The following is a 24,017-nucleotide window of genomic DNA, read 5'->3' on the forward strand; positions in this document are numbered from 1 at the left end:
GCATTGAATTTGGTTCGTAGCGTCAAAGGTTGCCCATGCCCTATATCATCGCGTTTCTCGGTCTGGTCGGGGCCGCCTATTTCTGGGCCATGCGCGCCCGCAATGCCGGTCACGTCGCGCAGGACCTGGCGGATATGGCGGGCGACGTGATGGGGGCCGCCCGACGTCTGGGCTTTCGTCGCCGCGCCAATGTCCACCCGGTCGAGTCCATCGAGGAACCCGCCCTTGCCATCGCAGCCCTTGGCACCGCCTTCATGGAGCTTGGCGGCCTGCCCTCGCGCGAACAGCAGGACGCGCTGTCGATGGCCTTGCAGCACCACACCCACCGCAGCGCCAAGGACGCGGAAGAGGCGATGATCCTTGGCCGCTGGCTGGTCACCGAATGCAACGGCCCGGAACCGGCGATCACGCGGCTGTCGCGGCGGCTGGCCAAGCTTGACCGCGCGGGCAGCCTGACGCCCCTGATGGGGGTTCTGAACGACACCGCACTGGCGGCGCGGGGCGGCACGCTCAGCGAGCGGCAGAAAGAGGCGCTGGCCGAGATTGCGCGCGCGCTGAAGGTCTGACGCCGCCCTTCCTTCCGCTTGCCCCGGCCCGCGCCCTCCCTTAAAACGCGGGCGGTACAGCCCGAAGGACCGCGACCATGCTCGACCTGACCTATGAAGCCCCGAAGCCCAAGGTAATCTCCGGCGCCAAGGAAGACTGGGAACTGGTGATCGGGCTTGAGGTTCACGCCCAGGTCGCCTCGAACGCCAAGCTTTTCTCCGGCGCCTCCACCACCTTCGGGGCCGAGCCGAATTCCAACGTCGCCTTCGTCGATGCCGCGATGCCGGGGATGCTGCCGGTCATCAACGAATATTGCGTGGCGCAGGCGGTCAAGACCGGGCTTGGCCTGAAGGCCGGGATCAACCTGCGATCGGCCTTCGACCGCAAGAATTACTTCTACCCCGACCTGCCGCAGGGCTACCAGATTTCCCAGCTTTACCACCCCATCGTGGGCGAGGGCGAGGTGATCGTGGACATGGGGCCGGGTATCGCGCGGCGGGTGCGGATCGAGCGCATCCATATCGAACAGGACGCGGGCAAGTCGATCCACGACCTTGACCCGACCATGTCCTTCGTCGACCTCAACCGCACCGGCGTCGCGCTGATGGAGATCGTGAGCCGCCCCGACATCCGCGGGCCGGAAGAGGCGGCGGCCTATGTCGGCAAGCTGCGCCAGATCATGCGCTACCTCGGCACCTGCGACGGCAACATGCAGAACGGCAACCTGCGCGCCGACGTCAACGTGTCGATCTGCCGGCCGGGCGATTATGAGAAATACCAGGCCACCGGCGATTTCGGCCATCTCGGCACACGCTGCGAGATCAAGAACATGAACTCCATGCGGTTTATCCAGCAGGCCATCGAATACGAGGCCCGCCGCCAGATCGCCATCGTCGAGGATGGCGGCAAGGTGGTGCAGGAGACCCGGCTTTACGACCCCGACAAGGGCGAAACCCGGTCGATGCGGTCCAAGGAAGAGGCGCATGACTATCGCTACTTCCCCTGCCCCGACCTCTTGCCGCTGGAGATCGAGCAGGCTTGGGTCGATGACATCGCCGCGTCGATGCCCGAACTGCCCGACGCCAAGAAGGCGCGGTTCGTCGGTGACTACGGCATGACCGAATACGACGCCAACGTGCTGACCGCCGAGGTGGAGAACGCAGCCTTCTTCGAAGAGGTCGCCAAGGGCCGCGACGGCAAGCAGGCCGCGAACTGGGTTATCAACGAGTTGTTCGGGCGACTGAACAAAGAGGGCCTGACGGTCGAGACGACGCCGGTTTCGGCGGCGCAGCTTGGCGGGATGCTGGACCTGATCGCCAAGGGCGACATCTCTGGCAAGATGGCCAAGGACCTCTTTGAGCTGCTCTGGACCACCGAAAAGGGCGGCGATCCGGCCGAGGTCGCGGCGAAACACGGGATGAAGCAGGTCACCGATACCGGCGCCATCGAGGCGGCGGTGGATGAGGTGATCGCCGCCAACCCGGCGCAGGTCGAAAAGGCCAAGGCCAACCCGAAGCTGGCGGGCTGGTTCGTCGGTCAGGTTCTGAAGGCCACGGGCGGCAAGGCCAACCCGGCGGCCGTCAACGAACTGGTGGCGAAGAAGCTGGGCCTCTGACCCCTGCTGAAGGCGCGAGAAGGGCGGCGCAAGGGCCGCCCTTCTTCCAATCCACCGCCGTTTCAGGCCAGACGCTTGCGCCGCAGCCCGGCCATCAGGCCCAGCGCGCCCAGCAGGCCAAGCCCCGCCGCAGGCAGCGGCACCGGCGTCAGCGCGATATTGTCGATATAGCCGCCGCGCCCGTCGCTGGCCCCCATCGCGCCGACATAGACCTGATAATCGCCCGCAACCTGCACCAGCACATTCAGGCTGATCTGCGACCACTCGCCCCGGCGCGCGCCCATGGTGCCAACCGTCGCCACACCGCTGCCAAGGCCGGTGATGCCAAAGTCGATGCCGTTCGTGGCCGCGTTGTTGGTGTTCGGGCTGTACCAGAGGTTCAGCGTATAGGCCCCGACGGTCAGCGCAACCGTCTGCGTGATGCGGGCATTCCCGATCACGTCGAGGCCGACATAATGTTCGCCGTCCTGGGCGTCGATCTTGTTGTTGGAGCGGTCCGTCTCGACCGCGATGCCGGGGCCAGAGGCCAGCGTCCAGCCGTCCAGCGACCCATAGGCATCCCAACTGCGGCTTCCCGTCGTCAGCGTGTCGAACGTGGCGCCGTTCACCGACCCCGCCGGATTGCCAAGCGGGCCGCTCTCGAACGAGCCGTTGACAAGAAGTGTCGCACCCGACGCCGGAACGGCGGACAGCAGCGCCAGAAGCGCCGCACCGAAGAAACTGAAAGACTTGGCCATGATCTTCACTCCACAACTCACGCGCAGGTCTAAAGGCCAATTGCGGTGGAACCGGGGCGGATCGGCGGCGTTTTGCGTAAACGGGTTTCCCGTTCGTTGACATTCCGCCACGTCAGCATGGCGTTGTCCCCGGCGGGGTTGCCGCAATGGCGCGCGCAGGCTACATGCGGGGCTTGGCGAAGACCGGACCAGACCGCGACCGAAGGGATGCGAGGACGATGCAGCACTACGAGTACAAAGTCATTCCCGCCCCCGATCGCGGCGAGAAGGCCCGCGGCGCCAAGACGCCGGGCGACCGTTTCGCCCAGGCCATGACCTCGGTCCTGAACCGCATGGCGCGCGAGGGCTGGGACTATGTCCGGGCCGAGATGCTGCCCTCCGAGGAACGCAGCGGCCTGACCCGGCGTGTCACGGTCTATCACAACATGCTGGTCTTCCGCCGCCCGGTGGAGGCGGCCGCCGACCGCCCCGCCCCGCCGCGCCAGCTGACGGCCGAGGCGGTCGAGGGCAAGGCGCCACGGCTGGAAAGCCCCGCCGCACCGCCCGCGCCCGAGGCGAAAGCCGAGGCAGCCCCGGAACCTGCCGAAGAGACCCCCGCCGAAACGGTTACCGAGACGGCCGAGACCAAGGCAACCTGACCCCGCCGTCGCGCGGGCGGCAACAGTTCCCCTGCCCCACCCGGATCGTCGCCCGCCCCGGATCAGCGGGCCTTGACGCGCCGCCATGCGCGCCGCCGGGAAACTTACCTTTATAAATCAACATATTGCCGACCCGACCCCCGGCCTTGCGCCACACCCCGGCCCCAGGAAAGCCACAATCGCGCCACAATCTCCTTGCGCCGCGCGCCGCTCTGGCGTGACTGTTATCCGGTACAAAAGTGTTTCGGGTTTTCGTTGAGAACGTAAGTATCAGACTCCGAACGAAACAAGTTCGAATTCCGGTTCAGGGCAAACCCGAAATGCTAAAGGGTGGGGAAAGCTTATGTACGAATACAAATTCATGCCTGCGCCAAAGCAGGTCCGCAAGGGACAGGTGACGCAGAACGACGGCGACGCGCTGACCCGAACGCTCGACAGCGAAATCAGCCTGATCGCCCATGGCGGCTGGGAATTCCTGCGAACGGAAAGGATGCCGGTCAGCGGGCGCTGGCTGTTCCTGCCGGTCCGCCGCCAGCAGGAGTTCATGGTCTTCCGCCGCCCGCTGAGCGAGCCTGAACGCCCGGTGATCCCGGTGATGGCAACCGCACAGGTCGTCCGCCCGCGCCGCATCCAGCCGACCGGCAACGCCGCGACAGCGCGCCCCGGCCCGGTGGCGGTCGCCTGACCGCCTGTAGCATGTCGGGTTTGCACTGACTCAGAATTCGAACTTATTTCGTTCGAATTCTGATACTTGCTTTCTCAACGCAACCCCGAAACGCTCTAGCCGTCGAGGTCCAGCGCCAGCGCGTGAATCCGCCCGACAAGATCGAGGCCAAGGGCGGCATGGACCGCCCGGTGCCGCGCCACCCGGCCCAGCCCGGCCAGCGCGGGCGCGCGCATCAGGATGCTAAAATGGCTCTCTCCGCCGTCGCGATAGCCGGCATGGCCGCGATGGGCCTCGCTTTCATCGGCAATTTCCAGCCGGGTCGGCGCAAAGGCCGCCTCAAGCCGCGACTGCATCTCCTCGGTGATCGTCAAATTTCCGTCTCCCCCTTCAAAGCGCCGGGAAATCCCCTAAACTGTCCTCCCCGAGTCGAAACGACACCGGATGAGGCAGAGCATGACACGACCCGATCCTTTCGGATTCGACATTTCCGCTGCGTCGGACAAGAAGAAACGTACCAAGGGCCGCCGCGGCATGTCCGGCGCCTTCGAAACCTCCAGCCGCGGTTGCGAGCATCCGGGCTGCACCGAGGCCGGTCAATACCGCGCACCGAAATCGCCCGACAACCTCGACGACTACTTCTGGTTCTGCAAGGACCATGTGCGCGAGTACAATCTGAAATGGAACTTCTTCCAGGGTTCCTCCGAGGATGAGTTCGAGAAGTTCATCGACAAGGACCGCGTCTGGGGCCGGGAAACCAAGCCCTTCGGCAAGCGCGGAACCGAGGATCGCGCCTGGGCGCGTCTGGGGGTCGATGACCCGATGGAGATCCTCGGCGCCAATGCGACGCAGAATCCCGGCCGCTCCATCGGCCGCAAGCTGCCGCCGACCGAACGCCGCGCGCTGGATATCCTTGAGGCGAAGGACAGCTGGACCCGGACCGAGATCCGCAAGCAGTACAAGAGCCTGGTGAAGGTCTTGCACCCCGACATGAACGGCGGCGACCGTTCGGACGAGGACCGCCTGCAAGAGGTCGTCTGGGCCTGGGACCAGATCAAGGAAAGCCGCAACTTCCGCGACGGGTAGGATTGGCGGGCGCTGTGTTGCTCCGGGTATGGAGCCGGGCCGGTGAGGGATGCCGCGTCAGAGGGCGGGCGCAGGCGACACCGTCCCGGACCCGATCCGGGACCACTTCCTCCGGTGCGGGAGGTCCCGGATCAGGTCCGGGACGGCAACGCGCGGGCGTTCCCGTTCTCCTTCACCACCGCCGCAGGGCTTTTGAGCAGTCTCAACAGAGGCCGCCTTGCTTCCGGGCGGGCGCAGCGACACCCCCAAAAGCTAAACCCGGGGGGATCGCTCCCCCCGGGTCCGGACTTTCGGTCCTCGGTTTGACGGATTGACCTGGACCGTCCTCCGGTTGCTCACTCGTCGTCGAGTGATTTCAGGAAAGCGACCAGATCGGTTTCTTCCGCCGGGGTCAGCTTGAGGTCCCCCAGCTCATCCCGGTTCATGGTCGCTTCGATTTCGGGCGCGGGCCAGCAGCCCCCGGCCATCGCCTCTGCCTCCGATGCCAGCGGATCGGCGCAGCGCGGCAGGGTGTCCCGCGTGTTGTAGAAATGCACGACCCCTTCCAGCGTCTTGAAATAGCCGTTGTGCATATAGGCCTTGGGGTCGTTCGGGGAGAGGACCTTGGTCAGGTTTCGCAGCGTCGGCACCTGCTGCGCGCCCATCACGCCATCGGCAAGGCTGGCATAGACCGGGTCGGTCTTCAGATAGGCGCCAAGGCCGGGGTCGATATAGTCCGCACCTTGCGGGTTGTCGCGGTTGCGCGGGACGCCAAGGTTGTCATAGGTCCAGTCGGTGAAGACCGCCCGCATCTCGCGCCCCGTCGGCGTCAGGACGTGACAGGCGGCGCAGTTGCCCTTGTCCTCGGCCTCGAAAAGCGCAAGCCCGCGCAACTCCTGCTCCGTCAGCGTGCCGGTCCCCGCGACCCAGGCGTCATAGCGCGAGGAGAAGGGGTTGACCTCGTCGGTCTTTTCGAAAGCCGCGAGCGCGATGGCGATGCGATCGAAGGCGGCGTCGATCCGGGCCGCCAGCACCTCATCCCCGATCTCGATCCTGGCGTCGGGGTCGTCGCATTGCGCCACGATCTCCGCCGGGATGTCGACCATCGCGTCGGCGCCCCAGACATCGGTGAAGGCGACGGGGTAAAGGTCGGGGTCGTCCGGGCTCATCACACGGGCGACTGCGCAGGCGGCATGGGGCAGCCCCATCTCCACCGGGTTCAGAAGCGGGCCTTGCGCCTGATCGGCGGTGGGGGAGCCAAGCTTCTTGCCCGTCGCCCGACCGTCTAGGAAGGCACCGCCGACGATGGTCACGTCGCCCTCGTCGATGATGTGATGCAGGATCGGCGAGAACGTCGCATAGGCAAGCGAGGGCGGCTTGCGGTTGCCGAAGCGGCCGGGGACGGAGCCTTCGACGACCGAACCGCCCGCGTTGAACTCCGCGAACGGACTGCCGAAACCGGCGGCGGGATCGTGGCAGGAGGCGCAGGACTGGTTGCGGTGGGCCGACAGGTTGGTGTCAAAGAAAATCTCCCGGCCCAGCGCCTCAAGCTGGTCCGGGCCGGTCTGCACGGCAAGCACGGGCGCCGCCGCGCCGAGTGCTGCAATGATGCTGATGACCGCCTTCATGGCCTTCGTTCCCTCTTCCGACCTGCCCCGGATCGGATTTCCGATTAAATTTGTCAACTACAATTTTCGACCGCCATTTCTCGCATCACCGGGCCGAAACGGCACAGAATGACTCGTACAACTTTGGTTATATTACAAGAAAACAAACCTAAGTGGCACCAAAACGCGCCTCACTACAAGGAAACTATTTCCCTTTGGAATCAGGATTGTTGCCCGGATAACGCGGAAAACCCCCGTGCGGGACGTCGCACGGGGGTTTTGGACGGGCTTCGGGTCGAATCGGATCAGGCGGGGCGGAACACCATCGCCACGCCGTTCATGCAGTAGCGCTTGCCGGTCGGTTTCGGGCCATCGTCGAAGACATGGCCCAGATGCCCGCCGCAGCGGCGGCAATGCACCTCGGTCCGGCGGCCGAGAAGGCCCCAGTCGGCCTTGGTCGCCACCGCATCCGGCAGGGGCCTCCAGAACGACGGCCAGCCGGTGCCGCTGTCATATTTCGTCGTCGAGGAATAAAGCGCGAGATCACAGCCCGCGCAGTGAAAGGTCCCGTCGCGATGTTCGTCGTTCAGCGGGCTGGTGAAGGCGCGTTCGGTATCTTCCTGCCGCAGCACCCTGTATTGCGCCGGGGACAGAAGCTTGCGCCATTCGGCATCGGTCTTCGTCACCTCAAAGGCTTCGGCGGCGCGGGCCAGCCCAGGCCCAAGGGCCAGAACCGCCACACCACTGGCCAGAAATCCACGTCGTGTCGTCATGGCGTCTTTCCCTTTCAACCTTGGCGCCACTATGGACCATATCCATGTTTCAGGGGGTAAAACCTTCCCCCGTCCCGCTCGCGATCGCGTGAGGAGCCCCACCCCGCAAGCGGCGTGCGGCAAGATGTATCCCGGCAAAGGCGGCGGCCCAGAAAAGCGCCTGCACGGGGCCATTGAACGTCACCATAAGTCCGTAGATCGCCCCGATCATCAGCCCCCCGACTACGCGCACATAGGGATCGGCCAGCGCCACCCCCATCCCGCCAAAGGCCCCGCCTGCCGCCGTGGCCAACAGCGCGCCAAGCACCGCGATGGCCCAGCCAAAGCGCCCGCGCCGCCCGAACCAGCCCGCAAAGATCAGCCCGCCGACCAGCGCCCCGCCCCCGGCGGCGGTCAGCGCCGCGGGATCGTAAAGCCCACCCTGCAGCACCATCTCCACCAGCATCACACCGGTCCCGGTCGCCCCGATCATCGCGGCGACCGCCATTCTTTGCCCAAACCTCATCCGTCCCTCCTGCCGTTTCGTGACAGCCCGGTTCTGCCAGCCCATTCGTGCAGAAATTCCCGAGCTTCCCCGCAGGAGATGCGCGCAAACCGCCCGCTCCCCTTGCACCCCCCCGCATTCTCCGCCATCAAGGCCGGTGTGACGCCCGGCACGGGTTCCGGGCGACCAGACGATGGCGGTCCCAATGCTCGATCAGAACGTGAAACCAACCGAAGAAATCTCCGTCCGGGAGGTTTTTGGCATCGACACCGAGATGAAGGTGAAAGGGTTCGCCGAGCGCACCGACCGCGTGCCTGACATCGACCCGACCTACAAGTTCGACCCCGACACCACGCTCGCCATCCTCGCGGGCTTTGCCTATAACCGCCGGGTGATGATCCAGGGCTATCACGGCACCGGCAAATCGACCCATATCGAACAGGTCGCCGCGCATCTGAACTGGCCCTGCGTGCGCGTCAACCTCGACAGTCATATCAGCCGGATCGACCTGATCGGGAAGGACGCGATCAAGCTGCGCGACGGCAAGCAGGTGACGGAGTTTCACGAAGGCATCCTGCCCTGGGCGCTGCGCAACCCCGTCGCGATTGTCTTCGATGAATACGACGCGGGCCGCGCCGACGTCATGTTCGTGATCCAGCGGGTGCTGGAACATGACGGCAAGCTGACGCTTCTTGACCAGAATGAGATCATCACGCCGAACCCGAACTTCCGCCTGTTCGCGACCGCGAACACGGTTGGCCTTGGCGACACGACCGGGCTCTATCACGGCGTTCAGCAGATCAACCAGGCGCAGATGGACCGCTGGAGCCTGGTGGCGACGCTGAACTACCTGTCCCACGACGCCGAAACCGCGATCGTGCTGGCCAAGAACCCGCATTACAACACCGAGAAGGGCCGCAAGACGATCGCCCAGATGGTGACCGTCGCCGACCTGACGCGCACCGCCTTCATGAACGGCGACCTGTCGACCGTGATGTCGCCCCGGACGGTCATCAACTGGGCCCAGAACGCCGAGATCTTCCGCAACGTGGGCTATGCCTTCCGGCTCACCTTCCTCAACAAATGCGATGAGCTTGAGCGGCAGACGGTGGCCGAGTTCTATCAGCGCTGCTTTGATGAGGAACTGCCGGAAAGTGCGGCGAGCCAGAGTATCCGGTAACGTAGGTTGGGCAATATTGCCCATCCCACGGGATAAATTCACGCCCTGTTAACCACGCGCCGCGACGCTGGCCGCATGACCAGCTATCGCCGCCTGCGCCAGACCGGCGCCACCTACTTCTTTACGCTCTGCCTGCAAAGGCGTGGGGCGACAACGCTCATCGACCATGTCGGCCTCCTCCGCGAGGCCTATCGCCGCACCGTGCAGGAACTGCCCGTGACCTGTCAGGCGATGGTCATTCTGCCCGATCATCTGCATGCGATCTGGACCGAACCGGAAGGGGAGGTGAACTATTCCGAACGCTGGCGGCGCATCAAGGCGCGGTTTTCACACGCCCTCGCCGGGGATTTCCGCCCCTGCGACAGCAAGGTCGGCAAACGCGAGCGCGGCGTCTGGCAACGGCGCTTCTGGGAACACGCCCTGCGCGGCGAGGCGGACTTCGTCTCCGCGATGGAGTATTGCCTGACGAACCCGGTAAAACACGGCCTCGTCGGCGCGCCGGAAGACTGGCCGTATTCAAGCTTCACCCGTAGGATGGGCAATATTGCCCATCCTACATCCTAAAGCGATTCGGGTTTGCGTTGAGAAGGTAACTATCAGAATTCGAACGAAATAAGTTCAAATTCTGATTCAGTATAAACCCGAAATGCTATAGCCCCTTGCAGCGGTCGCGGCACAGTGATTGATTGCCGCAATGACCCGCCCCTCCGACAACCCCGCCGATCCGTTCAAGAAGGCGCTCGCCGAGGCCACCAAGACGATGGCCGACGATCCCGAATTGACGGTGTCCTATTCCGTCGATCCGCCGGGCATGGCGGGCGACACGATGCGCCTGCCGCAGGTCAGCCGCCGCATGACGCGGGATGAGGTGCTGGTGGCGCGCGGCACGGCGGATGCCTTCGCGTTGCGCCACCGCTATCACAACGAAAAGGTCGCGGCGAAATACGCCCCCCAGGGCCAGATGGCGCGCGATCTCTATGAGGCGATGGAGACCGCGCGGTGCGAGGCGGTCGGCGCCCGCGACATGCCCGGCACGCTGGGCAATATCGACGCCAAGATCGGGGCAGAGGCGGAACGGCGCGGCTATGGCGGCATCCGCTCGGCCCAGGACGCACCGCTTGCACAGGCGGCGGGTTACCTCGTCCGCCACCTTGCCACCGGGCGCGACATGCCGGGTGCCGCCAAGAACGTGATGGACCTCTGGCGCCCGTTCATGGAGGAACAGGCGGGCGGCACGCTGGATCATGTGGGCGAGGTGCTGGGCGATCAGGCGGCCTTTGCCCGCCTCGCGCGCCAGGTCATCAAGGACCTCGGCTATGGCGACCAGTTGGGCGACGACCCCGACATGGAGGATGACGACACCCCCGACGACGCCGCATCCGAGGAAGAGGAACAGGATACCGACAGCCAGGACGGGCAGGAGGAGCCGGACGAAAGCGACGCCTCGCCCGAACAGGATCAGGACAGCCAGGACGATCAGTCCGAGGCCCAGGTCTCCATGGAAGAAATGTCGGACATGGAGGAAGGCGATGAGGCGGAACTGCCCGAGGGCGAGGCGCCGCTGGAACCGCCGCCCCCTGCCCCGCATTCCGACGCCGACCCGAATTATACCGTCTACACCACCGATCATGATGAGGAGATCAAGGCCGAGGAGCTTGCCGAACCGGCGGAGCTTGAACGGTTGCGCGCCTATCTCGATCAGCAGCTGGAACCCTTGAAGGGCGCGGTCAGCCGGCTGGCCAACAAGCTTCAGCGCCGCTTGCAGGCGCAGCAGAACCGGTCTTGGGAGTTTGATCTTGAGGAAGGTATCCTCGACGCAGGCCGCCTTGCCCGCGTGGTCGCGAACCCGACCACACCACTGTCCTTCAAGGTGGAGAAGGACACCGAATTCCGCGACACCTGCGTGACGCTTCTGATCGACAATTCCGGCTCGATGCGCGGCCGCCCCATCTCCATCGCCGCGATCTGCGCCGATGTTCTGGCCCGCACGCTGGAACGCTGCCAGGTGAAGGTGGAAATCCTCGGCTTTACCACGCGGGCCTGGAAGGGCGGGCAGGCGCGGGAAACCTGGCTGGCACAGGGGCGCCCGCAGCAGCCCGGCCGCCTGAACGACCTGCGCCACATCATCTACAAATCCGCCGATTCCCCGTGGCGGCGGACGCGGCCGAACCTTGGCCTGATGATGAAGGAAGGCTTGTTGAAGGAAAACATCGACGGCGAGGCGCTGGAATGGGCGCATCGGCGGATGATCGGCCGACCCGAACAGCGCAAGATCCTGATGGTGATCTCCGACGGTGCGCCGGTGGACGATTCCACCCTGTCGGTGAACCCGGCCAATTATCTGGAAAAGCACCTGCGCGACGTGATTGCGATGGTCGAACGCCGCCGCGCCGTGGAACTGATCGCCATCGGCATCGGCCATGACGTGACCCGCTATTACCAGCGCGCCGTGACGATCACCGATGTGGAACAGCTGGCAGGCGCAATGACCGAACAACTGGCGAGCCTGTTCGACAGCGACCCCCGCGCGCGGGCGCGGGTGATGGGGATGAAGCGGGCGAGTTGAGGGCGCTCGCTTGCGCCGCCCCCGCTCTCGGGGCAAGGTAACGCGGACGGACGCCCCTCGGGCGTCCGTTTCGTGAAAGGGCCGCCCCGATGTTCCAGAGTTTCGAAACCACCTCCCGCCCCGAACAGGGGCCGCCACGGCTGGCCGCGCTGCGGGCGGCTTTGGCCAAGGCCGGGTTTGACGGCTTCATCGTGCCGCGCGCCGATGCCCATCAGGGGGAATATGTCGCCCCCGCCGATCAGCGTCTTTCCTGGCTGACCGGGTTCACCGGCTCGGCCGGGTTCTGCATCGTATTGCCCCGGATCGCGGGCGTCTTCATCGACGGGCGCTACCGGACGCAGGTCAAGGCGCAGGTCGACCTTGCCGCCTTCACCCCGGTCAACTGGCCCGAGCTAAAGCCCGCCGTCTGGCTGAAGGAGCATCTGCCGAATGGCGGGCAGGTCGCTTATGACCCCTGGCTGCATACCGCGAAAGAGATTGCCGATCTGGAGGCAGCACTTGAAGATAGTGGCGTAACCCTTTGCGCCGCGCAGAATTTCGTCGATGCGATCTGGGCAGACCGGCCGCCCGCGCCGCTGGGGCCGGTCAGTGTCCAGCCGGACGATCTGGCCGGGGAAAGTGCCGCCGCGAAATGCGCCCGCCTTGCCGCCGATCTGAAAGCCGCCGGGCAAAGCGCCGCGATCATCACGCTGCCCGACTCGATCGCATGGCTTCTCAACATCCGCGGCTCGGATATCGAGCGGAACCCGGTCGTGCAGGCCTTCGCCATCCTGCATGACACGGCCCATGTGACGCTTTTCATCGCGGCAGAGAAGCTTGGCGACGCGGTCCGCGCCCATCTTGGCCCCGATGTCACGATCCGCCCGCCTTCGGCCTTTGCGCCCGCGCTGCGCACTTTGGGCGGCACCGTCCGTGTCGATCCCGCCACCGCGCCGGTGGAGGTGTCGCGGGAACTGGCCGAGGCGGGCCTGGCCATCGCCCCTGGCCCCGATCCCTGCATCCTGCCGAAAGCGTTGAAGAATGCCGCCGAACTGGCAGGCATGCGCGCGGCCCATCTGCGCGACGGGGCGGCGATGGTCGAATTCCTCGCCTGGCTTGATGCGACAGCACCGGGGGGCGGGCTGACGGAGATCGACGTGGTCACGAAGCTGGAAGGCTTCCGCCGCGCCACCAATGCGCTGAAGGAAATCAGCTTCGAGACGATCTGCGGCACCGGCCCGAACGGCGCGGTGATCCATTACCGCGTGACCGAGGACACCAACCGCCCGCTCAGACCCGGAGAGATCGTGGTGATCGATTCCGGCGGCCAGTATCAGGACGGCACGACCGACATCACCCGCACCGTCTCCATCGGTCCGGTGGAGCCTGAGGCGAAGGCCGCCTTCACCCGCGTCTTGCAAGGCATGATCGCCATTTCCCGCCTGCGCTGGCCGCGCGGCCTGACCGGCGCGCATCTCGACGCGCTGGCGCGCTATCCGCTCTGGCTCGCCGGGCAGGATTACGATCACGGCACCGGCCATGGCGTCGGCTGCTATCTGTCGGTCCATGAAGGGCCGCAACGGCTTAGCCGGGCGACGGATGTGGTTCTGGAACCGGGGATGGTGCTTTCCAACGAACCGGGCTACTACCGCGAGGGCGCCTTTGGCATTCGGATCGAGAACCTCGTCGTGGTTCAGGAGGCGCCCGATCTGCCCGGCGGCGATGCCCATCGCAGGATGCTGGAGTGGGAGACGCTGACCTGGGTCCCGATCGACCGGCGGCTGATCGACGCGGACCGCCTGTCCGGCGACGAGCGCGCCTGGATCGACGCCTACCATGCCGGGGTGCGCGACCGCATCGGCCCCCGGCTTTCCGACGCGGCGCGCGACTGGCTGAACGCCGCGACGGCGCCCCTTTGATACGAAACTGACATGACGGGCGGGCATCATGCCCCGCCAAGCCCAGCAAGGAGAGACCCATGGCCGACCATATCCGCATCCGCACCGCCCCCGGAACCTGGGTGGTGCGCGCCGGGGGCGCGATCCTTGCCGAATCGAGCCGGGCGCTGGAACTGACTGAAGGGGACTATCCGCCGGTCATCTACTTCCCGCGTGAGGATATCGCGATGGCCTTCCTTGACCCCAGCGCCACGACCTCCACCTGCCCGCACAAGGGCGCGGCGGAATATTTCTCCATCGCGGCGAAAAGCGGACCGATCACGGACGCAGGCTGGAGCTATCCGTCGCCGAAAGAGGGCGTCGCCCAGATCGCCGGGCATATCGCCTTCTATCCCGACAAGGCGACGATCGAGCGGATCTGACCCCGCCCGACCCTTCGCTCAGCTTCGGTAATCGCGCAGCACGGCGGCGGCGATGGAATCGCGCGTCAGCACGCCGATCACGTTTTCCGGGCGCGGCATGGTCTTGTCCGGCAGGACCAGAAGCGCCGCATGGTCGCGGTCGGCCATGTTGGTCATGGCGTTTTGCAGGAAGCTCGTCTCCTGCACATAGCCGACCGGGTGGATCAGCGGGCCGTGACGCTTGGTCGGGTCCTCGGGGTGGACGCGGACGATGCCCACGACGTTGCGCCCCTCGGTCACCACGGCATATTGCCGCTCTGCGCCCAACTGGGTGTCGACCATGCCACGCTCGCCCAGATCCTCCTTCTCGATCACCGCGACGGCGGGTTCCATCATCTCCTTGATGTGGCGAATGGCGAACATGTGCGACCGGCTTTCACGCGGGATGCGGTGGCCCCGGCGGGTCAGCTTCAGCGTGTAGATGTCATCCGAGGACAGCCGCCGCCGCACCCCGATGGCCACGACGACCGCGATGATGGCGGCGACCGTGATGGTGTAATCGCCCGTCATCTCGAAAAGCATCATGATGGAGGTCAGCGCCGCCCCGGTCGAGGCGCCGACGATCCCCGCCATGCCGATCAGCGCGAAGGTGACGGAATGGAAGCCCAGATGCGGGAACATCAGGTCCAGCGTCGCCCCGAAGGCCCCGCCCAGCGCCGCGCCAAGGAAAAGCGAGGGCGAAAACACCCCGCCCGAGGCCCCGGCCCCAAGGCTGACCGAAGTCGCCAGCATCTTCAGCACGAACAAAAGCAGCAGAAAGCCCGGCGCCGCCAGTTGCCCGGTCAGGATCGCCTCGATCGTCGCATAGCCGACGCCGGCCGTATGATACATGCCGGTCGTCTGCATCAGGACATACATCAGGATACCAAGCGCCAGCATCCCGGCGGCGTTCTTCAGGTAGGGGTTGGCCTTCCAACCGTCAAAGACATCCTCGATCCGGTAAAGGCCACGCACGAAGATCGTGGCGGCAACCCCGGAGACAAGGCCGAAGATCACGTAAAGCGGCAGCATGTCGACCGACAGCGGCACGAACAGTTCCGGCCGTTCATGCGCGGCGACAAGGAAGGCGGGCGCCATGCCGAAGGCCAGCCGCCCGACATAGGTCGCCGTCCCGGTCGCCAAAACCACCGGGATCAGGGTCCGCGCGCTGAATTCCGGCAGCATCAGTTCCACGGCGAACAGCACCGCACCCAGCGGCGTGTTAAACGTGGCGGCGATCCCCGCCCCCGCCCCCGCCGCGACCATGGTGATAACCTGCCAGCTGCGCAGGTTGAACAACTGCCCCAGCACCGACCCGATACCCGAACCGATCTGGATGATCGGCCCTTCGCGCCCGACCGAGGCGCCCGAACCGATGGACATGGCCGAGGCGAGCGACTTGACGATCACCACCTGCGGCCGGATGCGCCCGTTCTTGTAATAGATCGCGTCCATCACCTCTGGCACGCCATGGCCCTTCGCCTCGGGTGCGAAGCGGCGCACCATCCACAGGACAATGGCCCCGCCGACGACCGGGGCGAGGATCACCAAAGGCCCGAAAGGCGCGGGCGGCGTGGCGATATTGGCGTCGTAGAAGGTCGAAAACTCACCAAGGAAAAAGAAGTTGTGGATGATGGAGATCAGGTATCGCAGCGCAATGGCGCCAAGCCCGGTGACGACGCCGATCCCGATGGCGATGAAGGACAGCGTGATGACCGAGGCGCGCCTGTGGTCGGGCGCTGCGTCGGCGGTGTCGGTCGGCAAAGATTCGTTCATGGCACCCGAGCGATGGTTGTGACGGCCGGACGTGACCTGTAAGACTGCGCGCAACCCGGCCGGACACCGGAATGCTCCATCCCTGCTACGCCTTTGCCCGCAAGGATGCAAACCCGACGCCCGGCATCAGGCCCCTTCTTCGGTTCAAGCGGAAAGGACGCGTCATGGCCCAGATCAGCCTCAAGGGCTTTCGCCGCCCCAGCCGGGGGGAATGGATCGCCGCCGGTGCGACACTGGCCGCGACGCTGGTCTATTTCCTTGTCCTCGGCGCGCTCGACCGCCGGGCAGCGCGGTACTTTGAGGAGTTGCGCAGCAGCGACCCCGCCACCTATCTGGTGCAACTGCGCGAGGCGAAAGGGTTTTCCGCCTACCTGCCGGTTTATGGAGAGTTGAACGGCTATGGCGACTACCGCCCGCAACCGCCGGTCTTCCTCGTCGGGCGCTGGACCATGCGGGAAGAGGCGCTGCGCCTGACGCCGGGACAGGCGCCCGAGGTCTGTTCAGACCCCGTCACCTTCGATTTTGGCCTCTTGCTGACCGTCGAATCGGGTGGCGTCGCCCTGCCCGTCCAGTACCGCCTGAATGGCGAAACGGTGGAGATGCGCGCCCGCAATGACGCGGTCTTCCCGATCAAGCTTGTCAGCTACGGCGCGCAGCTTGACCATATCGAGTTCACGCCCCCCGGCCACACCGCGCCGGTCCTCGCCTATCTTTGCGGACGCTGAGCCATGTCGCGCGACGCGGCCCTTGCCGAACTTCAGGCCCTTCTAGGCCCGCGCCTCAGCCGTTCGGCGGGGGATCTCGCCGACCATGGCCGGAACGAAACATGGTTCGCCCCCATGCCCCCCGATGCCGTCGCCTTCCCCGAAACGACGGCGGAGGTCTCGGCGCTGGTCGCGATCTGCGCGCGCCACGGCCTGCCGGTGATCGGCTGGGGGACCGGGACCTCGCTGGAAGGCCACGCGATTGCCCTTCACGGCGGGGTCAGCGCCGATTTCAGCCGCATGAACCGCGTCATCGAGGTGCGCCCCGGCGATCTTCAGGCCGTCGTCCAACCCGGCCTGACGCGCGAGGGGCTGAATACCGAATTGCGCGCGACCGGCCTGATGTTCCCCATCGACCCCGGCGCCAATGCCTCGCTCGGGGGGATGGCCGCCACCCGCGCATCCGGCACCACCGCCGTTCGCTACGGGACGATGCGCGACAATGTCATGGCGCTTGAGGTGGTGCTGGCCGATGGCCGCGTGATCCGCACCGGGTCCGGCGCGCGCAAATCCGCATCCGGCTATGACCTGACCGGGCTTTTCGTCGGATCGGAAGGGACGCTGGGCCTTATCACCGAACTGACGCTGAAACTTCATGGCCAGCCCGAGGCGATCACCGCCGCCGTCTGCGCCTTTGACACGTTCGAGGCGGCGGTGGACACGGTGATGGCGACGATCCAGATGGGCATTCCCATGGCAAGGATCGAGTTCGTGGATGAAACGACGGCGGCCATCTTCAACGCGCAGAACGGCACCCGCCTGCCGGAAAAGCCGCATCTGATGGTGGAATTCCACGGCTCCGCCACCTCCGCCGCCGAGGATGCGCAGCGCTTTGGCGAGGTGGTGGCCGATATGGGCGGGGCGCATTTCGACTGGGCCACGACGGTTGAGGACCGGAACCGCCTGTGGAAGATGCGCCACGGCGCCTATCCGGCCTGTATCGCCTCACGTCCCGGCTGCATGGGCCTTGTCACCGACATTTGCGTCCCCATGTCCCAACTGGCGAAGGCGGTCGCCGAAACCCGCGCCGACATCGCCGCATCGGGCCTGCCCGGCCCGATCCTCGGCCATGTCGGGGACGGCAATTTCCACGCGATCCTCTTGGTGGAACGTGGCAATGACGATGAGTTGAAAACCGCCAAGGCGCTCGCCCGCCGCATGGCGGAACGCGCCCTCGGTCTGGGCGGAACCATGACGGGCGAACATGGGGTGGGCATGGGCAAGAAGGATCTGATGGCAATGGAACATGGTGAGGCCTGGGAGGTCATGGCGCGGATCAAGCGCGCGCTTGACCCCGACGGCATCCTGAACCCCGGCAAACTGGTGGAGGTCGCGCAATGACCGTCGCCGCCCCCGATCACCTGCCCCGCGCCTTCGCCGCCGCCTGGTCGGCGCGCGACGCCCGCCAGATCGCCGACCTCTTCGCCGAGGATGCAGACCTTCTGTCGCTGACCGGCCATTGGGCCGAGGGGCAGAAGGCAATTGCCGAAACCTTCGCGGGCGAACTTGCGGGCGCCTTCCTGCGGGCAAAGCTGGTGACCGGCCGCGTCAAGCACCGCGATCTTGCGCCGGGCGTCGCGCAGGTCATGCAGCGCTTCGTGCTGTCGGGCATCCTGAATGCCGATGGCTCTGACGCGGGCCGCGTTGGCGCAATCCTTTCGGCGGTTCTGGTCGAGGGGCCGCAAGGCTGGGCCATCGCGGCGGCGCAGTTCACCGCCGAGGCGTGAATGTTCGATCTGTGAAGGGTTCGGCGGATTTCCGCCGGGTCCACCGGGCCGGAATGTTCTAATCCGACAGGAGCGCGCGGGCGGCTTCCCGCGCCGCCTCGGTGATGTTCTCACCCGACAGCATCCGCGCCACCTCATCCAGCCGCGCGGTTTCATCCAGCGCGGTGACGGTCGATGTCGTCATGCCGCCCGACACATGCTTTGCCACCCGCCAGTGATGCGCGCCGCGCGCCGCGACCTGCGGCGAATGGGTGACAACCAGGATCTGCGCCCCCTCGGCCAGCCGCGCCAGCCGCCGCCCGACCGCATCCGCCGTCGCCCCTCCGACGCCCCGGTCGATCTCGTCGAAGATCAGCGTCTGCCCCGCCTGCCCGCGCGCCAGACAGACTTTCAGCGCCAGCAGGAACCGCGACAACTCCCCGCCCGAGGCGATCCGGTTCAACGGCCCGGACGGCGCGCCGGGGTTGGTGGCGACGGTGAATTCGACCTGATCGCGCCCCTCCGGCCCGGCCTCCCCCGCGCTCAGCACCGTTTCGAAATGCGCGCGCTCCATCTTCAGGGGCGCAAGTTCGGCGGCGATGGCGGTGTCGAGCCGCCCGGCCGCCTCACGCCGCGTCTCGCTCAGCGCCGTCGCGGCGGCGTCATACCCGGCCTCGGCCTTGTCCACCGCGCCCCGCAGCGTGCCGATATTCGCAGCCCCACCGTCCAGCGCCTGCAAACGGGTGCGCAGATCGTCGGCGAAACCGCCCAGATCGTCGGCCTGCACGCCATGCTTGCGCGCCAGCCCCCGGATCGCGAACAGCCGCTCCTCCACCCTTTCCAACTCATGCGGATCGAAGCTGAGGGTATCGAGCGCGCGTTCCACGCCCTGCGCGGCCTCCCCCAGCTCGGTGATCGCGCGGCCAAGCGCCCCGATCGCCTCGTCCAGCGCGCCTTCGGCCTTGTCCGCCGCCCCGTCAAGCCAGCGCGCCGCGTCGCCCATCAGCCCCTCGGCCCCCTCCGGCCCCAGCGCCTGAAAGGCCCGCGCCACATCCTCGCGGATCCGCGCCGCACCCTGCATCAGGCGGCGCCGCGCGTCCAGCTCCGCCTCCTCCCCCGGCTGCGGGTCAAGCGCGTCCAGTTCCCCCACCGCATGACGCAGGTAGTCCTCCTCTGCCCGCATCTCGGCCAGCGCCGCCTCGGCCGCCGCCAGCGCCTTGCGCGCGCCCTGCGCCGCGCCCCAGGCCGCGCGAACCACGCCCGTATCGGACCCCGCGAAGGCGTCAAGAAGCGCGCGATGCCCGCGCGGGTTCAAAAGCCCGCGGTCGTCATGCTGGCCATGAAGCTCCACCAAAGTATCGGACAACGCGCGCAGCACCTCGCCCGAGGTGCGCCGGTCATTCACCCAGGCGGTCTTGCGGCCATCGGTGCTGTTGACGCGGCGCAGGATCAACTCCTCCCCCGGCTCAAGCCCGGCCTCTTCCAGAACCGCCCGCGCCGGATGGCCCGGCGCCAGATCGAAGACCGCCGTCACCTCGCCCTGCGCGGCACCGGCGCGGACCAGCTCCGCCCGCCCGCGCCAACCCAGCACGAAGCCCAGACAATCAAGAAGGATCGACTTGCCCGCCCCGGTTTCCCCGGTCAGCACGTTCAGACCCGGCTGGAAGGCAAGCTCCAGCCGGTCGATCAGCAACATGTCCCTGATTTCAAGCGCGCGCAGCACCGCCGACCCCGTAGGATGGGCGATCCGCCCATCCCCCGATCACAGCCATTCGCCCTTGACCACCTGACGATAGACCTTGGCCAGCCAGCTGTCGCCCCGGACCTTCATCTCAAGCCCCTGCTTGGTCAGCAGCTTGTAGGCATCCTCATACCAGATCGTGGACTGGAAGTTGTGGCCGAGGATCGCCCCCGCCGTCTGCGCCTCATCCGTGAGGCCAAGCGAGAGGTAGCATTCGATCAGACGGTAAAGCGCCTCGGGCGTCTGGCTTGTCGTCTGGTATTGTTCGACCACCACGCGGAAACGGTTGATCGCGGCGGAATAGAATTCTTTCTTGAGGTAGTAGCGCCCGATCTCCATCTCCTTGCCGGCGAGGTGGTCGAAGGCGAGGTCGAATTTCAGGATCGCCGATTTGGCGTATTCGCTGTCCGGATATTGCTCGATCACCGCGCGCAGCGCCTGAAGCGCCTGAAAGGTCAGGCCCTGATCGCGGCCGACATCGTCGATCTGGTCGTAATAGGACAGCGCCAGAAGATAGCTGGCATAGGCCGCGTCCTCGGACCCCGGATAGGTGTCGAGGTAGCGCTGCGCGGTGGCGCGGCTGTCTTCGTACTTGCGCGCCTTGTGATAGCCATAGGCCTCCATGATCAGCGCGCGCTTGGCCCATTCGGAATAGGGGTAAAGGCGTTCCACCTCGCTGAAATAGCGGATCGCGCCATCAGGCCGCTTGGCATTGGCCAGTTCCGCCTCGCCCAGCTTGTAGATCTGCTCGGCGTCCATGTCCTCAAGGGCGACCTCCTGGGTCCCCTTCCCGGCGCAGCCCGCCAGAACGATGGCCAGCGTCAGCGAGCCGACAAGATTTGCCGTTGATTTGGCCCGACTCATGACCTGCCTACCCCGTCTCTGCTTTCCCTTATCCCCGCCCGAAGAGGGGGTAATTCCCCACGCGCCCCGAACCGGTTCGCCCCGTCCTAGCACAGATAAATAGCCTGCGCAAAACGCCAATCGCGCGCCAGAGGCGTCAGGCGACGGCGGCGATATCGGCCTTGGAAATGCTGCTTCCGGGCAACAGGCGGCGACGCTCCGGTCCGCATTCGACCAGGCCATAGGCCTCGGGCCGGGCGAAGAGCGCGCGCAGCAGGCGATTGGTCATCGCATGGCCCGCGCGATAGCCGGTATAGCGGCCCAGGATCGGCGCCCCGGCCAGCGCCAGATCGCCCAGCGCGTCCAGCATCTTGTGGCGCACGGGTTCGTCCTTGCGCCGCAGCCCGCCCGGCGACAGGACCCGTTCGCCATCGACGACGACGGCGTTTTCATAGGTCCCGCCCAGCGCAAGCCCGTTGTCACGCATGAAATCCACATCGGCCTGACGGCAGAAGGTACGGCAATCCGACAGTTCGCGCAGGAAGGTGCCGTTGGCCATGACAAGGTGCTTGTGCTGATGGCCGATGGCGGCATCGACAAAGTCGATCTCGAAGTCGATCTCAAGCGTTTCGGCCGGTTCCAGCCGGGCAAAGGCGTCGCCTTCACGCACCTCGACCACCTCACGCAGTTCGAAGCAGCGCAGCGGTGCGTCAAGAACGCGCACCCCGCGCGACAGGATACCCGCGACGAAGGGCGCGGAGGACCCGTCGAGGATCGGCACCTCAGGCCCGTCGATCTCCACCAGCGCGTTATGGATGCCGCAACCGGCCAGCGCCGCCATGACGTGTTCGATGGTCGAAACCTCGACGCCCTCGGCATTGGCGATCAGGGTGCAAAGCTTTGCAGAGGGGACCGCGTCCCAGCGCGCCGGGACCATCGGGTCGCGGCCGATCACATCGGTCCGGCGGAACCAGATCCCGTATTCGGCCGAGGCCGGACGAATGGTCATGCGCGCCCGTTGCCCGGAATGAAGCCCGGCGCCAGAGAAGCTGACCGCTGATTTGATCGTCGTCTGCACGTCTGCCTGTAGCCCTTGATGGGCCCCTTTTGTTGCAGACATGACCTAGAGGTCGTTCGAATTTATCTCAACTCACTCTTTGCAACGGAATGTAACAATGATTCGGCGCAGCGGCGGAACCCCGCGCGGGGGCGCGGCGGCGCCACGCAACCCGTTGATACAAAAGGAAAAGGGCCGGATCGCTCCGGCCCCTCATCCTCACCCGTGACCTTGCGTCAGTTTGCCTGACGGCGCAGGAAGGCCGGGATTTCGATCCGCTCCTGGTCTGGATCGGCCTCCTGATCTTCGTCGAAGGACGAGCTGACCTTGGGTTGCGGGCGCACCGCGGGCTGCTGGCGCGGGGCCGGGGCGGCGCCGCCCTCGGCATGACCGGCCATCCGGTTCAGAAGCGTGTTGATGCCAAAGCGCGGCTTTTCCGGCATCCGCGACGGATGCTGGCCACCGGCGGCGGCCTGCTGCTGCGGGCGCGCGGCCATCGGGGCCTGCGGCTGCGGCGCGGCGGCGCGTTGCTGGCCGGGCTGCGGCTGGCGGTTGACGGCGGCCTGAAGCCGGGCCATCGCCTCGGGCGTCGGGGTGCCGGGCGCGCGGGCGCGCGGGGCGACGAAGCTTTCCGCCTCATCCTCGACATGCAGCGTCTCGGGCGCGGGGCGGGCGCTGGTCGGGCGATAGACCGGCGGCGGCAGATCGTCGTCGGCGGCATCGTCATCGAACAGCGTCCGCGGCTCGGCGGCGCGCGGCGCCTCTTCGCGCGGGGCCTCGGCCCGGTCGTCGCGGCCAAGCTGGAAGGCGTTGTCCGGCGCGCGCGCGGGTTCATGCGCGATATGGACCTGTTCCGGCGCGGTCAGCGGCTCGGCCATGCGGCGGCGCGGCGTCGGGACGTCAAGCTGCGACATCGACGCGTCGATACCCGTCGCCACGACCGACACCCGCATATTGCCTTCCATCGCATCGTCGAGCGTGGAGCCGACGATGATATTGGCGTCCGGGTCCACTTCCTCGCGGATGCGGTTCGCGGCCTCGTCCAGTTCGAAGAGCGTAAGGTCCGTGCCGCCGGTGATGTTGATGAGAACGCCCTTGGCGCCCTTCAGGCTGATCTCGTCCAGAAGCGGGTTGGCGATCGCCTTCTCGGCGGCCTGGATCGCGCGATCCTCGCCCGCGGCCTCGCCGGTCCCCATCATGGCCTTGCCCATCTCGTCCATCACCGCGCGGACGTCGGCGAAGTCGAGGTTGATAAGGCCCGGACGCACCATGAGGTCGGTCACGCCCTTGACGCCCTGATAAAGAACGTCGTCGGCCAGCGCGAAGGCTTCGGTGAAGGTGGTCTTTTCGTTGGCGAGACGGAACAGGTTCTGGTTCGGGATGATGATGAGCGTGTCGACGACCTTTTGCAGCGCCTCAAGCCCCTCTTCGGCCTGACGCATCCGCTTGGCGCCCTCGAACTGGAACGGCTTGGTGACGACGCCGACGGTCAGCACGCCCAGCTCCCGCGCGGCCTGCGCGATGATCGGGGCAGCGCCGGTGCCGGTGCCGCCGCCCATCCCGGCGGTGATGAAGCACATATGCGCGCCCGCGAGGTGATCGACGATCTCCTCGATGGTTTCCTCGGCGGCGGCGGACCCGACCGACGGCCGCGCGCCCGCGCCCAGACCCTCGGTCACGCGGACACCCATCTGGATGCGGGCGGGCGCCTGGCTTTGCGCCAGCGCCTGGGCATCGGTATTCGCGACCACGAACTCGACGCCTTCGAGCTGCTTTTCGATCATGTTGTTGACGGCATTGCCGCCAGCCCCGCCGACCCCGAATACCGTGATCCGCGGCTTGAGATCTTCCCGCTCCGTCATCGTCAAATTCAATGCCATATCCTATCCGCCTGTCGTTGCCCCGGTCAAAGCCGGGTCTTGTCCCGCATTTCGGCGA

Annotated in this window: 23 protein-coding genes; 13 read left to right on the forward strand and 10 right to left on the reverse strand. The window is 66.2% G+C overall.

What is annotated here, in order from left to right; all coding sequences use genetic code 11:
- Positions 1-35: 35 nt before the first annotated feature.
- Both LX70_RS04500 and gatB read left to right on the forward strand, forming a co-directional pair.
- The gene (locus LX70_RS04500; RefSeq protein ID WP_105513286.1) at positions 36-566 is read left to right on the forward strand and encodes a hypothetical protein; all 531 of its coding nucleotides are present in this window, start codon (positions 36-38) and stop codon (positions 564-566) included.
- Positions 567-643: 77 nt separating this feature from the next.
- Positions 644-2,161, forward strand: coding sequence for an Asp-tRNA(Asn)/Glu-tRNA(Gln) amidotransferase subunit GatB (gene gatB / locus LX70_RS04505; protein WP_105513287.1), 1,518 nt, complete (start codon positions 644-646; stop codon positions 2,159-2,161).
- A gap of 62 nt (positions 2,162-2,223) precedes the next feature.
- On the opposite strand, the gene LX70_RS04510 is transcribed toward gatB, so the two are convergent.
- Complete coding sequence (locus LX70_RS04510; RefSeq protein WP_146111543.1) at positions 2,224-2,898, reverse strand: carbohydrate binding domain-containing protein; 675 nt, start codon at positions 2,896-2,898, stop codon at positions 2,224-2,226.
- Between the two features lie 218 nt (positions 2,899-3,116).
- Here LX70_RS04510 and LX70_RS04515 point away from each other — a divergent pair, with 218 nt between their 5' ends.
- Together LX70_RS04515 and LX70_RS20660 are read left to right on the forward strand one after the other, a co-directional pair.
- On the forward strand, positions 3,117-3,536 hold the full coding sequence (locus LX70_RS04515) for a DUF4177 domain-containing protein (protein WP_105513605.1): 420 nt from the start codon (positions 3,117-3,119) through the stop codon (positions 3,534-3,536).
- 343 nt (positions 3,537-3,879) lie between these two features.
- Positions 3,880-4,221, forward strand: a complete 342-nt coding sequence (locus LX70_RS20660) for a hypothetical protein (RefSeq protein WP_170076114.1) — start codon at positions 3,880-3,882, stop codon at positions 4,219-4,221.
- 95 nt (positions 4,222-4,316) lie between these two features.
- Here LX70_RS20660 and LX70_RS04520 read toward each other — a convergent pair whose 3' ends face one another.
- Positions 4,317-4,574, reverse strand: a complete 258-nt coding sequence (locus tag LX70_RS04520) for a BolA family protein (protein ID WP_105513289.1) — start codon at positions 4,572-4,574, stop codon at positions 4,317-4,319.
- 82 nt (positions 4,575-4,656) lie between these two features.
- Between LX70_RS04520 and LX70_RS04525 the strand changes: the two genes are divergently transcribed.
- Entirely contained in the window at positions 4,657-5,286 is a 630-nt protein-coding gene (locus LX70_RS04525) for a J domain-containing protein (RefSeq protein ID WP_105513606.1), read from the forward strand.
- A gap of 335 nt (positions 5,287-5,621) precedes the next feature.
- Here LX70_RS04525 and LX70_RS04530 read toward each other — a convergent pair whose 3' ends face one another.
- From LX70_RS04530 to LX70_RS04540, 3 genes are all read right to left on the reverse strand, one after another.
- On the reverse strand, positions 5,622-6,893 hold the full coding sequence (locus LX70_RS04530) for a cytochrome-c peroxidase (protein ID WP_105513290.1): 1,272 nt from the start codon (positions 6,891-6,893) through the stop codon (positions 5,622-5,624).
- Between the two features lie 284 nt (positions 6,894-7,177).
- The gene (gene msrB, locus LX70_RS04535) at positions 7,178-7,645 is read right to left on the reverse strand and encodes a peptide-methionine (R)-S-oxide reductase MsrB (protein ID WP_105513291.1); all 468 of its coding nucleotides are present in this window, start codon (positions 7,643-7,645) and stop codon (positions 7,178-7,180) included.
- 49 nt (positions 7,646-7,694) lie between these two features.
- Positions 7,695-8,150: a hypothetical protein gene (locus LX70_RS04540; RefSeq protein ID WP_146111544.1), complete on the reverse strand. Its 456-nt coding sequence runs from the start codon at positions 8,148-8,150 to the stop codon at positions 7,695-7,697.
- Positions 8,151-8,334: 184 nt separating this feature from the next.
- On the opposite strand from LX70_RS04540, the gene cobS reads away from it, so the two are divergent.
- The 5 genes from cobS to LX70_RS04565 all read left to right on the forward strand — a co-directional run bounded on the left by cobS (position 8,335) and on the right by LX70_RS04565 (position 14,174).
- On the forward strand, positions 8,335-9,309 hold the full coding sequence (gene cobS, locus LX70_RS04545; protein WP_425430570.1) for a cobaltochelatase subunit CobS: 975 nt from the start codon (positions 8,335-8,337) through the stop codon (positions 9,307-9,309).
- Between the two features lie 75 nt (positions 9,310-9,384).
- Positions 9,385-9,873 (forward strand): REP-associated tyrosine transposase, encoded by a 489-nt coding sequence (locus LX70_RS04550; protein WP_105513294.1) that lies wholly within the window; start codon positions 9,385-9,387, stop codon positions 9,871-9,873.
- A gap of 130 nt (positions 9,874-10,003) precedes the next feature.
- A complete protein-coding gene (gene cobT, locus LX70_RS04555; RefSeq protein WP_105513295.1) occupies positions 10,004-11,875 on the forward strand; it encodes a cobaltochelatase subunit CobT in 1,872 nt (623 codons plus the stop codon).
- Between the two features lie 89 nt (positions 11,876-11,964).
- On the forward strand, positions 11,965-13,773 hold the full coding sequence (locus LX70_RS04560; protein ID WP_105513296.1) for an aminopeptidase P family protein: 1,809 nt from the start codon (positions 11,965-11,967) through the stop codon (positions 13,771-13,773).
- Positions 13,774-13,832: 59 nt separating this feature from the next.
- Complete coding sequence (locus LX70_RS04565; protein WP_105513297.1) at positions 13,833-14,174, forward strand: DUF427 domain-containing protein; 342 nt, start codon at positions 13,833-13,835, stop codon at positions 14,172-14,174.
- A gap of 18 nt (positions 14,175-14,192) precedes the next feature.
- Here LX70_RS04565 and LX70_RS04570 read toward each other — a convergent pair whose 3' ends face one another.
- Entirely contained in the window at positions 14,193-15,968 is a 1,776-nt protein-coding gene (locus LX70_RS04570) for a chloride channel protein (RefSeq protein WP_105513298.1), read from the reverse strand.
- Between the two features lie 164 nt (positions 15,969-16,132).
- Between LX70_RS04570 and LX70_RS04575 the strand changes: the two genes are divergently transcribed.
- Genes LX70_RS04575 through LX70_RS04585 form a run of 3 tightly spaced genes read left to right on the forward strand, consistent with a single transcriptional unit; the run spans position 16,133 to position 18,459 of the window.
- The gene (locus LX70_RS04575) at positions 16,133-16,693 is read left to right on the forward strand and encodes a hypothetical protein (protein ID WP_146111545.1); all 561 of its coding nucleotides are present in this window, start codon (positions 16,133-16,135) and stop codon (positions 16,691-16,693) included.
- Between the two features lie 3 nt (positions 16,694-16,696).
- Entirely contained in the window at positions 16,697-18,073 is a 1,377-nt protein-coding gene (locus LX70_RS04580) for an FAD-binding oxidoreductase (RefSeq protein ID WP_105513300.1), read from the forward strand.
- A complete protein-coding gene (locus tag LX70_RS04585) occupies positions 18,070-18,459 on the forward strand; it encodes an SgcJ/EcaC family oxidoreductase (RefSeq protein WP_105513301.1) in 390 nt (129 codons plus the stop codon). Before LX70_RS04580 ends, LX70_RS04585 begins: the two co-directional genes overlap by 4 nt.
- A 58-nt stretch (positions 18,460-18,517) precedes the next feature.
- On the opposite strand, the gene recN is transcribed toward LX70_RS04585, so the two are convergent.
- The 4 genes from recN to ftsZ form a co-directional block, all read right to left on the reverse strand.
- Entirely contained in the window at positions 18,518-20,161 is a 1,644-nt protein-coding gene (recN, locus tag LX70_RS04590) for a DNA repair protein RecN (RefSeq protein ID WP_105513302.1), read from the reverse strand.
- 39 nt (positions 20,162-20,200) lie between these two features.
- Positions 20,201-21,043, reverse strand: coding sequence for an outer membrane protein assembly factor BamD (locus tag LX70_RS04595; protein ID WP_105513303.1), 843 nt, complete (start codon positions 21,041-21,043; stop codon positions 20,201-20,203).
- Between the two features lie 136 nt (positions 21,044-21,179).
- Positions 21,180-22,100, reverse strand: a complete 921-nt coding sequence (lpxC, locus tag LX70_RS04600) for a UDP-3-O-acyl-N-acetylglucosamine deacetylase (protein ID WP_105513304.1) — start codon at positions 22,098-22,100, stop codon at positions 21,180-21,182.
- A 215-nt stretch (positions 22,101-22,315) separates the two neighbouring features.
- On the reverse strand, positions 22,316-23,959 hold the full coding sequence (ftsZ, locus tag LX70_RS04605) for a cell division protein FtsZ (protein ID WP_105513305.1): 1,644 nt from the start codon (positions 23,957-23,959) through the stop codon (positions 22,316-22,318).
- Between the last annotated feature and the right edge of the window lie 58 nt (positions 23,960-24,017).

It is taken from the genome of Albidovulum denitrificans, from assembly GCF_002973535.1.
Lineage (GTDB): Bacteria > Pseudomonadota > Alphaproteobacteria > Rhodobacterales > Rhodobacteraceae > Albidovulum > Albidovulum denitrificans.